General features: G+C 69.9%; 14 protein-coding genes. 6 read left to right on the forward strand and 8 right to left on the reverse strand.

What is annotated here, in order from left to right; genetic code table 11:
- Positions 1-32: 32 nt before the first annotated feature.
- From R4823_RS11280 to R4823_RS11290, 3 genes are read left to right on the forward strand one after another with little or no spacing between them, the layout of a single operon-like run.
- Complete coding sequence (locus R4823_RS11280) at positions 33-1,184, forward strand: NAD(P)/FAD-dependent oxidoreductase (RefSeq protein ID WP_087839484.1); 1,152 nt, start codon at positions 33-35, stop codon at positions 1,182-1,184.
- Positions 1,181-1,789: a carbon monoxide dehydrogenase subunit G gene (locus tag R4823_RS11285; protein ID WP_087839485.1), complete on the forward strand. Its 609-nt coding sequence runs from the start codon at positions 1,181-1,183 to the stop codon at positions 1,787-1,789. Before R4823_RS11280 ends, R4823_RS11285 begins: the two co-directional genes overlap by 4 nt.
- A gap of 4 nt (positions 1,790-1,793) precedes the next feature.
- Positions 1,794-3,338 (forward strand): gamma-glutamyltransferase, encoded by a 1,545-nt coding sequence (locus tag R4823_RS11290; protein WP_279817612.1) that lies wholly within the window; start codon positions 1,794-1,796, stop codon positions 3,336-3,338.
- Positions 3,339-3,344: 6 nt separating this feature from the next.
- Here R4823_RS11290 and xth read toward each other — a convergent pair whose 3' ends face one another.
- The 4 genes from xth to R4823_RS11310 form a co-directional block, all read right to left on the reverse strand.
- Positions 3,345-4,124, reverse strand: coding sequence for an exodeoxyribonuclease III (gene xth, locus R4823_RS11295; RefSeq protein WP_087839487.1), 780 nt, complete (start codon positions 4,122-4,124; stop codon positions 3,345-3,347).
- 232 nt (positions 4,125-4,356) lie between these two features.
- Positions 4,357-5,343, reverse strand: a complete 987-nt coding sequence (locus R4823_RS11300) for a tripartite tricarboxylate transporter substrate binding protein (RefSeq protein ID WP_338618678.1) — start codon at positions 5,341-5,343, stop codon at positions 4,357-4,359.
- Positions 5,344-5,538: 195 nt separating this feature from the next.
- Positions 5,539-5,994 (reverse strand): azurin, encoded by a 456-nt coding sequence (gene azu, locus R4823_RS11305; RefSeq protein ID WP_279817609.1) that lies wholly within the window; start codon positions 5,992-5,994, stop codon positions 5,539-5,541.
- Positions 5,995-6,005: 11 nt separating this feature from the next.
- Positions 6,006-7,202, reverse strand: a complete 1,197-nt coding sequence (locus tag R4823_RS11310) for an NnrS family protein (RefSeq protein ID WP_279817607.1) — start codon at positions 7,200-7,202, stop codon at positions 6,006-6,008.
- A gap of 45 nt (positions 7,203-7,247) precedes the next feature.
- Here R4823_RS11310 and R4823_RS11315 point away from each other — a divergent pair, with 45 nt between their 5' ends.
- The 3 genes from R4823_RS11315 to R4823_RS11325 all read left to right on the forward strand — a co-directional run bounded on the left by R4823_RS11315 (position 7,248) and on the right by R4823_RS11325 (position 8,481).
- Positions 7,248-7,481, forward strand: a complete 234-nt coding sequence (locus tag R4823_RS11315; protein WP_338618680.1) for a hypothetical protein — start codon at positions 7,248-7,250, stop codon at positions 7,479-7,481.
- Positions 7,482-7,611: 130 nt separating this feature from the next.
- Positions 7,612-7,965, forward strand: a complete 354-nt coding sequence (locus R4823_RS11320) for a cupin (protein ID WP_087839493.1) — start codon at positions 7,612-7,614, stop codon at positions 7,963-7,965.
- Positions 7,966-7,986: 21 nt separating this feature from the next.
- Positions 7,987-8,481 (forward strand): DUF6306 domain-containing protein, encoded by a 495-nt coding sequence (locus tag R4823_RS11325; protein ID WP_087839494.1) that lies wholly within the window; start codon positions 7,987-7,989, stop codon positions 8,479-8,481.
- A 1,071-nt stretch (positions 8,482-9,552) separates the two neighbouring features.
- Here R4823_RS11325 and R4823_RS11330 read toward each other — a convergent pair.
- Genes R4823_RS11330 through R4823_RS11345 form a run of 4 tightly spaced genes read right to left on the reverse strand, consistent with a single transcriptional unit; the run spans position 9,553 to position 13,520 of the window.
- Positions 9,553-10,410 (reverse strand): amidohydrolase family protein, encoded by an 858-nt coding sequence (locus R4823_RS11330; RefSeq protein WP_338618681.1) that lies wholly within the window; start codon positions 10,408-10,410, stop codon positions 9,553-9,555.
- Between the two features lie 2 nt (positions 10,411-10,412).
- The gene (locus tag R4823_RS11335; protein WP_087839495.1) at positions 10,413-11,474 is read right to left on the reverse strand and encodes an isocitrate/isopropylmalate family dehydrogenase; all 1,062 of its coding nucleotides are present in this window, start codon (positions 11,472-11,474) and stop codon (positions 10,413-10,415) included.
- A 38-nt stretch (positions 11,475-11,512) separates the two neighbouring features.
- Positions 11,513-12,505, reverse strand: a complete 993-nt coding sequence (locus R4823_RS11340) for a tripartite tricarboxylate transporter substrate binding protein (protein WP_087839496.1) — start codon at positions 12,503-12,505, stop codon at positions 11,513-11,515.
- A gap of 37 nt (positions 12,506-12,542) precedes the next feature.
- On the reverse strand, positions 12,543-13,520 hold the full coding sequence (locus R4823_RS11345; RefSeq protein ID WP_087839497.1) for a tripartite tricarboxylate transporter substrate binding protein: 978 nt from the start codon (positions 13,518-13,520) through the stop codon (positions 12,543-12,545).
- Between the last annotated feature and the right edge of the window lie 81 nt (positions 13,521-13,601).

Raw genomic sequence — 13,601 nt, forward strand, 5'->3', positions numbered from 1 at the left:
CTTCGCTTCAACATTTTCTTCGGGTATCGGGTATGAAACGCAAAGTAGAAATCGCCGGGGGCGGCATCGCCGGCCTGAGCGCCGGCGCGCTGTTCGCGCGCCGCGGCTGGGAAGTCAACGTCCACGAGCAGGGATCCGAGATCCGCGAAGTGGGGGCGGGCATCTATATCAAGAACAACAGCCTGGAGGTGCTGGAGAAGCTGGGCGTGCTGGACCGCATCCGCGGCCAGGGCACGGTACTCGAGCGGGCGCAGATCCAGTTCGCCGACGGCACGGTCAAGCAGGAGCGGCCGTTGCGGGACAAGTCCCGCGTCCATACCTTCGCCCGGCAGGTGCTGATCGAGGGACTGCGCGACGCCGCGCTCGAGGCCGGCGTGAACATCGTGACCGGCTCGCGGGTAACCGGCGCGCTGCCCGGCAAGGGCCTGCTGACCGCCGACGGCGGGCTGCACGAGGCCGACCTGGTCATCGCGGCCGACGGCGTGCATTCGGCGGTGCGCAATTCGCTGAAGATGGGCGGGGGCTTCACCGAGCTGCCGACCATCATCAACCGCTATCTGATCGAAGGCCGCGCCTTCACGCCCCAGCCCAAGACCGTGGAGCACTGGTCGGGCAACCGGCGCATAGGCGTGACGCCCTCGGGACCGGACCATACCTACGTCTACATGGTCGCCCCGGCCTGGGACGCCACGGCGGCGCGCTTTCCCATCGACGTCGGGGACTGGAGCCGGCGCTTTCCCAGGATCGCCGACCTGATGCCCGTGCTGCACCGGGCCGAGGGCACGCAATACCATTACGGCCTGGTCAAGTGTCCGAGGTGGAGCGCCGGCAACATCGCCATCCTGGGCGACGCCGCCCATGGCCTGCCGCCGACGCTGGGGCAGGGGGCGGGCCTGACGCTGATGAACGCCTACGCGCTGGCGCACCTGGTGGCCGACGCCGACGACGTCGCCGCCGCGGTGTCGGCCTGGGAGCAGCGCGTGCGCTTCATCAGCGATCGCACGCAGGCCTGGGCCGTGCGCTACGATTGGTTCACGCGCCAGTGGCCGACCTCGCTGGATTTCGCGCGGCCGCTGGTGGCCTGGAGCTTCGGCCAGTTCAAGTGCCTGAACGAACGCATGCGCGTGGCCGATCGCGGCCTGGCGCAGGCCGGCATAGACATGATGGGGGAAGCACGGCCATGATCATAGACGGCACCAAGACGCTGGCGGCGCCGCGCGCCCGGGTCTGGGAGGCGCTGGACGACCTGGACTTCCTGCGCCGGACGATTCCCGACTGCCGCGCCATCAGCCGCACCGACGACGGCGGCTACCGGGCCACGATCTCGGCGGGCGTGGGGCCCATACGCGCCAACTTCGAGGTGGCCTTCGCCCGCGCGGTGCAGGCGCAGCAGGAGCGCTTCACGCTGACGGGCCAGGGCTCGGCCGGCGTGGCCGGCGCCGCCGCCGGCAGCGTGGCCGTGACGCTGGAGGACATCGCCGGCGGTACCTTGCTGGCCTATCGCGCCGAGACCGAGGTGACCGGCAAGGTCGCCCAGCTGGGCGCGCGGATGATAGACGGCGCCGCACGCAAGTTCTCGGAGCAGTTCTTCGCGAACGTGCAGCGCGAATTGTCGGGCGGCGGGGCGCGGACGGCCGCGCCGGCAACCGGGGTCGCGGCCAGCGTCCATGCCGCGCCCGCGCCAGCCGCCGCTTCGCCGGCAGCGGGACGCTGGCAAGGCTGGTGGCTGCCCATCGCCTGCGGGGTGGGTTGCTTCGTCGGCACCTTCTGCGCCAACCTGCTGCGGTGACCGGATGACCAGGCCCGTTCCCCGTGCGGCCGTGTTCGGCCGGCGCCGCGCCATCGTCACCGGCCATCACCTGGCCAGCCAGAGCGCGCTGGATACCTTGCAGGCAGGCGGCTCGCTGGTCGATGCCATGATCTCGGCATCGGCCGTCCTGGCCGTCGCCTTGCCACATGCGACCTCGCTGGGCGGCTGCGGCATGATGCTGTATCACGACGCGGCCTCGGGCACGGTCCAGGCCCTGAACGGCACGGGCCGGGCGCCCGGACTGGCCAGTCCGGGTGTCTTCGCCGACGGCGTCATCGGTCCGCGCGGACCATCGACCTGGGTGGCGCCCGGACTCGTGCGCCTGTGGGACGAGGCGCACCGGCGCCATGGGCGATTGCCCTGGGCCTCGCTGCTGGCGGACGCCGTGCGCCACGCCGCGGACGGCATCGGGTGCTCCAGCGAGATTCATCGCAACCTCAGGAGCGCCAGGCCGGCCGTGGTCCGCCAGCCCGGCTTCGGCTCCCTGTTCGTGCCCGACGGCCGGCCGCTGGCGCCAGGGGACCTCCTGCGCCAGCCCGCCCTGGCCGATACCTTGAAACGCATCGCGCGCGATGGCGCCGACGCTTTCTACCAGGGACCCATCGCCCGCAGCCTGGACGCCTTTTCGCGCGCGCAAGGAGGCCTGCTGCGCATGGATGACATGCTGGCGCAGCGGGCCGGCTGGGCGCCACCGGTCAGCCTGTCCGTGCGGGACAGGCACATCCATGTCATGCCGCCGAATTCCCTGGGGGTGTTGATGCTGGCCCAGCTCGATGCGCTGGCGCCGTACCTGGACGAGCCCGAAGGCCAGCGCGCCTATGCGCAGATCCAGATCGCGCGGCTATGCCTGGAAACCTTCCAGCGCAAGGTGGCCGACCCGGCCGCGCCGTGGCCCGCCACCCTGGACCCTGGGCAGGTCGCGCGGCGCCTGGCCAGCGTGGCGGGCGGGACGCCATCGGGCGCGCGCGATCCCGGCGACACCGCCGGCATCGTGCTGGCGGACGGGCAGGGCAACGCGCTGGCCATGCTGCAAAGCGTGTTCCAGCCCTTCGGCAGCGGCTGCGTGGATCCGGAAACGGGCATCCTGTTGAATAACCGCCTGATCGAATTCGATCTCGATCCGGCCAGCCCCAACGTGCTGGGCCCGGGCAAGCGGCCGGTCCATACGCTGAACCCCTACATCGTGATGGAAGGCGGCAGGCCGGCCATGCTGGGCGTGTCGCCGGGCGGCGTGAGCCAGACCACGACCGGCGTGCAGGTCATCGCCCATGCCTGCTTCGAGAACCTGCCGCTGGCCCAGGCCATCGATGCGCCGCGCTGGAGCATCACGCGCGGCGGCGACATCCTGCTCGAACCCGGCTTCGAGCCGGGCGTGGCGCAGCGGCTGCGCGAGGCCGGCGTGCCGGTGGAAGAGGATTCCCTGCACGAGTTCTACTTCGGGTCGGCCAAGGCCATCCGCATGCGCCACGATGGAACACTGGAGGCGGCGGCCGACCTGCGCCGCCAGGCCTGCGCGCTGGCGGAGTGACAGGCCCTAGATTTCCAGCGTCGCCACCACCGGCGCGTGGTCCGACGGCTGTTCGTTCTTGCGGATCTCGCGCTCGATCACGCACTCGCTGCACACGGCCTTCAGGGTGTCGGACAGCAGGATGTGGTCGATGCGCAGGCCGGCATTGCGGCGGAAGCCGAGTTGCCGGTAGTCCCACCAGCTGAAGGACTTGGGCGGCTGCTCGAACAGCCGGAAGGCATCGTGCAGGCCCACGTCCAGCAGCGAGCGGAACGCGGCGCGCTCGGGTTCGGACACCAGCACGCTGCCTTCCCACTTGACCGGATCATGCACGTCGCGATCATCCGGCGCGACGTTGTAGTCGCCCAGCACCGCCAGGCGCGGGTAGCGGGCCAGTTCCTTCTGCAGTCCTTCGCGGAAGGCGGCGAACCATTTCAGCTTGTATTCGTATTTGTCGCTTCCCACCGACTGGCCGTTGGGGCAATAGGCGCTGACGACGCGCAGTTCGCCGGCCGGGGTATCCAGCGTGGCGGCGATGACGCGCTGCTGGGTGTCCTCGAACCCGTCGATGTTCTTGGCCACGTCCTTGACCGGCTGGCGGGTCAGGATGGCGACCCCGTTGTAGGTCTTCTGGCCGGTGAAGACGGCGTGATAGCCGATTTCCTCCAGGGCCGCGACGGGGAACTTGTCGTCGGGAAGCTTGAGCTCCTGCAGGCACAGGGCATCGACCGGATTGGCCTGCAGATAGGCGATGACCTGCGGCAGGCGCACGTTGAGGGAGTTGATGTTCCAGGTGGCGAGCTTCATCGGGCGAGGCGATTTCTAGTATGGATGCGGGCTAACGGGGGATTCATCGCCCCATCCGCTGGGCTGGCTGCAAAGCCGAGGCGCGCTTGGCGGCCGGATGGATGTCCGCCGCCTTGCGCATGATAGCAGCCTCGATTCGTGCGGACCGAATCGCTCGTCTACCCCGCCCGGCCTCGACCCCGGATGCTCCCGGCCTCGACCCGGCAGCCGGCGAACCCATGGCCGGGAACGTTCAGTCCCACTGTATGCCCAGCTCCTTCACCAGGCCGCCCCATTTGTCGCTTTCCTTCTTCAGGAAGGCCCCGAATTCGGCGGAGCTGCTGGCCACGATTTCCGCGCCTTCCGAATCGATGCGATCCTTGACTTCGGGCAGGGCCATGGCCTTCGCGATGCCGTGGTGCAACCCGTCCAGCAGGGCCGGGGGCAGGCCAGCCGGCGCCACCAGGCCGTGCCAGTTGGAAACCTGCATGGCTGGCACGCCAGCCTCGGCGGTAGTCGGCAAATTGGGTAGCTGGTCGACACGGCGCGGACCCGCCACGGCCAGGCCGGTAAGGCGGCCGGCTTCGATGTGCGAGCGTACCAGCGTGATGTCCGACACCATGACCTGGACCTGGCCGGCCAACAGATCGTTGAGCGCCGGACCCGAGCCGCGGTAGGGCACGTGCACCATCTCGACCCCGGCCACGCGCTTGAACAGTTCGCCGGCCAGGTGGGGAATGGTGGCGTTGCCGGCAGACCCGAAGTTGAGCTTGCCAGGATTGGCCTTGGCGTAGGACACCAGTTCGCCCAGGGTCTTGATGCCGGTTCGGGGGTTGACGACGATGATCTCGGGTACGCCGATGACCTGCGACACCGGGACCAGGTCCTTGAACGGATCGTAGGGCATCTTGCGCGCGATATGCGGCGCCACGGTCAGCGCGCCGGCCAGCGAATAGCCCAGGGTGTAGCCGTCGGGCGCCGACCGGGCGACTTCGGACAGCCCGGTCAGGCCGCCCGCGCCCGGGCGATTCTCGACGATCACCGGCTGGCCCAGGATCTTGGTCAGGCCGTTCCCAAGCAGGCGGCATACCGTGTCCGCGGAGCCGCCCGGCGCCAACGGCACGATGATGCGGATGGGGCGCGAGGGGAACTTGTCGGCCGCGCGCACCGGAAACATGGCCGTGGCCAGGGGGAGCGCCATGGCGCCAAGCGTGAAGACGCGTCGTCGTTGATCGATCACGTGGGGTTCCTTGTCTCGTGTCCGGCGGGCTTCGGAAGCGTCCGGTGGCCGGTTATCGTTGATCTGGTGCCCGCGCGTGGCGCGGGCACCGCGTACGCGCACTGTAGGCAATGCGATGCGCGCGGGCTATTCGCGCTCGCGTCAAAGCTGATATGCCTGAATTTGCAGGGGGAGGTCCGCATGAACCCCCGGCGCCTATTTCGTCACCGCCACCGTGCCCTTCATCAGCGCCGCATGCCCCGGGAACGAGCAGAAGAACGCGTAGTTTTCCCCCGCCTTGAGCTTGCTCGTATCGAAGGTGACGGAGTCGGATTCGCCGCCGCCCACCACCTTCGTATGCGCGATCACGCGCGGATCGCCCGGCTTGAGGTAGTTCTTGTCCAGCCCCGCGGGAATGCCGTCGGCCGCGATGCCCTGCACGTCCGCGGCCTTGCTCAGCACCCAGTTGTGGCCCATGGAGTTCCGGGGCAGCTTGCCGGTATGCGTGAGCTTGACCGTGAACTGCTTGCAGCTCTGCGGCACGTCCATGCTGGTCTTGTCGAACTTCATGGCGTCGTTGCCCGCGATGTCCACGTTGCAGGTGGCGGCGAAGGCGGGGCTGGCCAGCGTGGCGGCCAGCAGCAGCGCCGGGGCGGTGTGCAGGATCTTCATCAGGTTCTCCTTCAGGAATGTGGATCGAAACGCGGACGGATCAGCAGCGGGAAGAAGCGCCACACATACAGCGCGAACCCCAGGATCCAGGCCACCGCCGATGCGTGCAGGATGCCCGTCGTCCAGACCGTGGGCAGCAGGGCGGCCAGGCGCAGCGCCGCCGCCGCGATCACCAGCACGTAGGCAGCCACCATGCTGCGGTCGGTGCGCAAGGGCCGGCCGAGGTGGCCCAGCGCCGTGCGGGTGACCATGCCGATGATCAGCACGGCAAAGCCCGCCGCGCCGATGACGTGCGCCGGCCAGGCCAGGCGCGGGACCCAGCCCGCCGCGTGCGCCGCGGCCACCAGCAGGCCGGTGCCCAGCGCGGCGTAGCCCGCGTACAGGATCCACAGCAGCGGCACGCGCCGCACCGCCCAGGGCCGCCACGCCAGCAGTTGCCAGCAGGTCAGCATGCCAGTGGCAGCAAGAGCCAGGCCCGCCCCCGGCATCCAGCCCGCCAGCAGGAGCGTGATCGCCAGCAGGCCGGCGCCGAGCTGCCACTGGCCGCTGCGGGTATGCATGGGAATGTCCAGGCCGGCCACGGCACGCATCGCGAAGAAGGGAATCACGCGCCGCGCCACCAGCAGCGCGATCACCGCCATGCACAGCAACCCGAGGTTGAAGCGTGCCAGCAGCAGGGCGTAGTCGCCCCGCAGGACCGTATGGAGGTAGAGGACGTTCGCCGCGCCCAGAGCAAGGACGAGCACCGGTATGCCGTAGTTGCGCCGGCTGTGTGCCGGATAGATGGAGCGGCCCAGGGCAACGGCGGCGATGGCGAAGAACGCGGTCTCGCTGCACGCGGCAACCCAGAATCCCGCGCTGCCGGGCACCAGATAGCCGGCCCGCGCCAGCAGCCACAGGGTCGTCAGTCCGCCCAGGGCCTTGCCGCGCAGCGGATTGATGCCGGTCCAGTTGGCGCCGGCGGTGAACAGAAAGCCGACGGCGATGGTGGCGATGAAGCCCCAGAGCATCTCATGGGCATGCCAGGCCACGCCACCGAGCGGTCCGGCCAGCGTCCGCGGCGCAAATACCCAGAGCAGGATGGAAATGGCCGCCCACAGGCAACCCGCCAGGTACAGGGGCCGGAAACCGAGTTCCAGGAAAGCCAGCCACTGCGGGGGCGGTGGAGGGGAGGGGACGGGTTCTTCGACTTCCAGCAGGATGGCCATGGGCCGGCTCCGTAGGTGGGCGTCCGGTTTGAAGATGTATGCTAAATGAATCTTATGGAGGGTAATCCCAATACCGCTGACGACAGCGGGGATTTTCCAGCGGGAATCCAGCGAGCGCGGGCGGGCCGTGGGACCGGGGGCATCGTCAAGCAGATCCAGACCGTGCAGGCCGATTATGATTTCTACGATAACGACGCCAAGACCAACTACGGCGTGCTGACCATCGACCAACTGGTCAAGACCAATCTGTACGACGCGGTGGTCGACGCCTACAAGTAGCCCGGGCGTGGAACCGGCCGGCGGCGCCGCACCATGCGGCCGCCGCCGGACTGGCGTATAAAGACAGGTACGACAAGGCAACGCGCTCGGCCTGGAGACTGGAGCGCCCATCGGTTCAGTCGGTGCGATCATGGCCCTCAGACACGCAAGTCCGCTCGAAGCGATCGACCTGCATGCCAGCGACGAACAGCGCGGCACGCATGCAAGCAGCAGCCTGCTCCGCACGGACGGTCTGCAGCTCATGCAGCTGGTGCTTCCCGCGGGGCACGAATTGCCGGAGCATCACGTGCCCGGCGAACTGACCATCCAATGCCTGGCCGGCGAAGCCCTCGTCACCACGCCGCACGGCAGCTGTGGGCTGCGCCCCGGCCAGCTGGTCGCGCTGCTCGGCCAGGAGCCGCACGCGGTGCGGGCGCTGGCAGACACCACGCTGCTGGTCACGCTGGTCCGCAAGCCCGGCGACGCGGGCCCCGGCGCCGCCTGACCGACCATCCTGGAGAAATCAATGCAGCCCGAATCCGACCGCGCATCGCCGGTGTGCTATGCCGAGCAGGCCGACGCCGCGTACATGGGCCAGCTCTCGCGCGAGGAATTGCTGGCGGCGCTGGACGAATTGCTGGAGGCCGAGCGGGCCGGGGCCCGCGTGGCCGAGGAAACCGTGGCGCAATTGCGCGATCCGGCCGAGCGCGCGCTGATGGAAACCATCCGGCAGGACGAAGTGAAGTGGTGCGGCATGCTGATCGCCGCCATCAAGTCGCTGGACGCCAAGCCCGGCTCGCGCACGGGGGCCTTCCATGGCAAGGCCATGGCCATCGCCGACCTGCCCGCGCGGATGGCGTTCCTGAATCGCGGGCAGGCCTGGGTGGTCAGGAAGCTGGAGGCCCTGGTGCCCAAGGTCAAGGAGGCCGGCATCCAGGACGATCTGCTGGCGATGCTGGCCGCGCATCGCGAGAACATCGATCGTGTCGAGGTCCAGCTGGCCGCGGCGGGCAAGTCCTGAAGATCGCCGTCTACGCCATCTGCCGCGACGAGGCGGCCCATGCCGAACGCTTCATGGCGTCCTGCGCGCAGGCCGACGCGGTGGTGGTCGCGGACACGGGGTCGGCCGATGGCGGCATCGAGCGCCTGGAAGCCCTGGGCGCATGCGTGCATCGCTTGTCCATCGAGCCCTGGCGCTTCGACGATGCCCGCAACGCCGCGCTGGCGCTGGTGCCGGGGGATGTGGACGTGTGCGTGTCGCTGGACCTGGACGAGATCCTGTGCCCGGGCTGGCGACGGGCCCTGGAGGCCGCCTGGGCGCCGGGCACCACGCGCGCGCACTACGAATTCGTGGCCGCCTTCCATGCGGACGGCAGCCCGGCGATACGCTTCCTGAACAACCGCATCCATGCCCGCCACGGCTACCGGTGGCGCCACGCCTGCCACGAAGGTATCTATCCGGACCGCATCGTCGAACGGGGCGTGCTGGCGCCCGGCGTGCGCGTGGAGCACCATCCCGGCCGGGCCAAGCCGCGCGCCTCCTATCTGCCGCAGCTGGCCGCGGCGGCGGCCGAGGAGCCCCACGATCCGCGCATGGCGCACTATCATGCGCGCGAGCTGTTCCACGCCGGACGCTGCGAGGAGGCCGCGCGCGAGTTCGAGCGCTACCTTGCCCTGCCGGGCAATCCTTTCCGGCCGGAGCGGTCGGCCGGCATGTTGTACCTGGCCAAGTGCGACATGCTGCAGGGACGCGACGGCCTGGCCTGGGCCTTGCGTGCGGCGGCCGAGTGCCCGGAGCGCCGCGAACCGTGGGTCACCCTGGCCGACATCCGCTACCGGCGCGGCGAATGGGCCGAGTGCCGCGCGGCGGCGATCCGGGCGCTGTCGCTGTCCGGCGAGCCCGACGGCTACATGAGCGATCCGATATGCCATGGCGCGCTGCCGCACGATCTTGCGGCCATCGCCTGTTGGCGGTTGGGGCGCGGCAGCGAGGCGTTGGCCCACGCCGAGGAGGCCGCGCGGATGGCGCCCTGCGACGAGCGGCTGCGCATGAACGCGGCGCTGATCCGCCAGGCCATGCGGGATGGCGGCGTCAGCGCCAATACAGGCGGTCGGGATTGTCCGCCAGGACCGCCTGCCGCAATTCGGGGCTCGGCAGCCACCGCGCCAGATCATCCAGCAAGCGGTCGGGACCGATCGGGCGGTAGGGGCTGACCTCGTGCGCCGCCTTGCCGGGCGCGCGGGCGGTATGCGGCCAGTCGCTGCCCCATAGCAGGGCCGATGGGACCTCCCGGCACAGCGCCTGGGCCCAGCGGGCGGCATCGTCGGGGTCCGCCAGCCGATAGGGCGCCGACAGCTTCAGGTGCACGCGTCCCGAGCGCAGCAGGTCGACCAGGGGCGCGGCGGCCTCGGGAGACCAGGGCGCCATGGCGAAGTGGTCCAGGACCACGGGGCAGGGCAGCGCGGCCAGCCGGGATGCCAGCGCCGCGATCACGCCATGGGCGGCATACAGCTGCACATGCCAGCCCAGGCCGGCCACCTGCGCGGCGACGCCGGCAAGCGCCCGTTCCGCCGCGCCGATGTCGTGCAGGCCGGCGCTTTCCAGGTTGACGCGCACGCCCCGCACGCCGCCGTCGTGCAGCGAACGCAACTGTCCGGGCGTGGATCCGGCATCGATCACCGCGATGCCGCGCGCCCGTCCGTCCATGTCCGCCAGCGCGTGGAGCAGGCAGCGGTTGTCGGTGCCGTAGACGCTGGGCTGCACGATGACCACGCGCGCCATCCCGGTCTGTTCCAGGTGGTGGCGCAATCGGGCGGTCGGGGCCGGGCCCGGCGTGTAGTGGCGGTCGGCGGCCATGGGATAGGACGCGGCGGCGCCGATCACGTGCGTATGGCAATCGCACGCCAGGGCCGGCAGGGCGGCCCGGATATCGGCTGCGGTGGCGGCCATGCCTAGGCCTCCAGCAGCCGCTTGGCGAAGGCGCGGCCGGTCGCGGCGGTGCCGAGGTTGCCGCCCACGTCGCGCGTGGATTCGCCGGCCTCGACGACGGTGGCGGCGGTGCGCGCGATGGCGTCGGCAGCGGCCACGTAGGCGGGCTGGCCGGTGCGGCGGCCATGCCAGTCCAGCAACTGGCCGGCCGACAGGATCAGCGAGAACGGATTGGCGATGTCCTGGCCCGCGATGTCGGGCGCCGAACCATGGGCCGCCTGGCCCATCGCGTAGCGCGCACCCATGTTGAGCGAGCCGCCCAGCCCCAGGCTGCCGGACAGTTCGGCGGTCAGGTCCGACAGGATGTCGCCGAACATGTTGGTGGTGACGATCACGTCGAAGCGCTGCGGGGCGCGGACCACGTGCGCCATCATCGCATCGACGATGAAGTCGTCCACGGTCACGTCGGGGAAGTCCCGGGCGACCTTGTGGCATTCGTCGATGAACATGCCATCGCCGATCTTGAGCACGTTGGCCTTGTGGACGATGCTGACGTGCTTGCGCCGCGCGCGCGCCAGCTCGAAGGCGGCGCGGGCGATGCGGGCGCAGCACGGGCGCGTGATGCGGCGCAGGGACACGACCACGTCCTCGGTGATCAGCATCTCGCTGCCGCCCGAGGCGATGTTGCGGTCGGCGTAGAAGCCCTCGGTGTTCTCGCGCACGACCACGAGGTCGAAGGCGTCGACCTTGTGCGGCACGCCTTGCCAGGTGCGCGAGGGCCGGATGTTGGCATACAGGTCGAGTTCCTTGCGGAAGAACATCGACGGGTTGATCTCGCCCTTGCTTTCGTCCTTGAAGTCGAAGGTCGCCATCGGGCCCAGCATCAGGCCGTCGGCGGCGCGGACCTTGTCCAGCAGCGCCGGGGTGACCGTGGCGCCATGGCGCCGCAGGCTGTCGTGGCCCGCGACGTCGTGTTCCAGGGAAAGCTCGAAACCGAAGCGCTGCGACGCTGCGCGCAGCACCTCGACGGTAGCGGCCATGGTCTCGGGGCCGATGCCGTCGCCGGGAAGTACGATGATTTTCATAATGATCCAGCCGGGAAGGAAAGGGTGGGGTGCGTGGGTCAGTCGATGCGTGCCCGGGTACTCTTGACCAGGGCCGCGTACTTGTCCATTTCCGCGCGCACGAACTTGCCGAAGCGCTCGGGTGTCATGGGATCGACGGCGCTGCCTTCCGCTTCGAAGCGGCCGCGCAGTTCGGGTTTCTGGGCGATGCGGTTGATGTGCCCGGCCAGCAGCTCGATGATCGCGGGCTTTGTTGCGGCCGGCGCGAAATAGCCGCCCCACAGGCTGAATTCGAAGCCGGGCAGGGTCTGCGCGACGGTCGGCACGCCCGCCAGCGCCGCGACCGGTTCCAGCGACGAGACGGCCAGCGCGCGCACGCGTCCGCCCTTGATGTGCGGCATGATCGACGAGGCGCTGGCGAAGAAGCACTGCACCTGTCCGCCGATGAGGTCCGAGATCGCCTGGCCCGCGCCCTTGTACGGAATATGGGTCATGTCGACCTTCGAGCGGGCGGCCATCGCGGCTGCCGCCAGGTGGCCCGGCGTGGCGGTGCCCGAGGACGCATAGGCGACGCTGCCGGGCTTCTCGCGCGCGGCCTGCAGCAGCGCCTCGACGCTGCCGTAGGGCGAATTCTGCGGAACGGCGAGCACCAGCGGGGCGTTGCCGACCAGGGCGATCGCGCGCAAGTCCTTGAGCGCGTCGTAGCCCGGGTTCTTCATGGCGAAGCCGTTGATGGCGATTTCGCCGGTCTGGCCCAGCAGCAGCGTATGGCCGTCGGGCTCGGCGCGCACGACCTGCCGGGTGCCCAGCGCGCCGCTCGCGCCGGGCCGGTTCTCGACGATGACCGATTGGCCCAGGGCTTGCCCGAGGTCCTGGGACAACAGCCGCGCGAACACGTCGCCCTGGCCGCCCGGGGCGTAGGGGACGATGACCGTGACGGGCTTGGTCGGATAGGTTCCGGCGGCGCGGCCGGCGCCGCTGGCCGCCAGCATGGCGCCGGCCGCGCCGAGCCGCACGAATTCGCGGCGGGACAGGGAGGAGAAAGCGGTCATGGATGATGTCTCGTAATGATTGTGTTGGCCGGTCCGGTCATTGCAACTGCATGCCGGGCTTGGCGACGACGCCGCGCCACAGCGCCAGTTCCTTGCGCAGTTCCTCGCCGAAGGCCGCGGGGCTGAGCGCCAGCGGCGTCGCGCCTTCGTGGCGCAGCCGCTCCTGCACGGGCGCGGCCGCGGCCGCGGCGATCACCGCCTTGTTCAGCGCCCGCACCACGGCGGGCTTTGTTCCGGCCGGGGCCAGGACGCCCCACCAGGTGGTCACGTCATAGCCTTTTACCCCCGCCTCGGCCAGGGTGGGAACCTCGGGAAACAGGGCCGAGCGCTTGTCGCTGGTCACGGCCAGCAGGTTCAGTTTGTTTTCCTTGACGTGGGGCAGGATGGTCGGCACCGTCGCGAAGAACACGTCCACGCGTCCGGCCAGCAGTTCCATGCTGGCGGGGGCGCTGCCCTTGAACGGCACGTGGGTCATGGCCGCTCCGGTCTGCTGGCGGAACAGTTCGCCGGCCAGATGGTTGATGCTGCCGGGGCCGGCCGAGCAGAAGTTCAGGCCTTCGGCGCGGCCACGCGCGGCGGCCAGCAGTTGCGGCACGGTGGCGGCGCCGAGCTGCTTGCTGGTCACCAGCAGCAGCGGGCCGCGGCCGATCATGGCGACCGGGGCGAAGTCGCGCTCCGGATCGTACGGCAGCCTGGGCTCGAAGGCCGCGTTGGTGGCGAAGGTCGAGGTCGCGAACAGCACGGTATAGCCGTCGGGCCGGGCCTTGGCGACCGCGTTGGCGCCCATGGAGCCGCCGCCGCCACCACGGTTTTCCACGACCACGGGCTGGCGCAGCTGGTCGCTCATCTGCCTGGCGATGTCGCGGGCGATGCTGTCGGTGCCGCCGCCGGCGGCGAAGGGGACCACGAGCGTGATCGGGCGCTGGGGCCAGGCGTCGTCGGCCCGGGCCGAGGTGGATGCCAGCGCGCCGGCCGTCGCGGCTGCGCCGGCCAGGAGTATGAAGCGTCGCTTCATGGGTAATGCCTCCGGAAATGTTCTGCAAGGCACTCATCGGTGCCTTGCCGGCATCCTCATCCATCCCGCTCTTGCTGTAAA

This window comes from Pigmentiphaga sp. CHJ604, assembly GCF_036972535.1.
GTDB classification, from domain to species: Bacteria; Pseudomonadota; Gammaproteobacteria; order Burkholderiales; family Burkholderiaceae_B; genus Pigmentiphaga; species Pigmentiphaga daeguensis.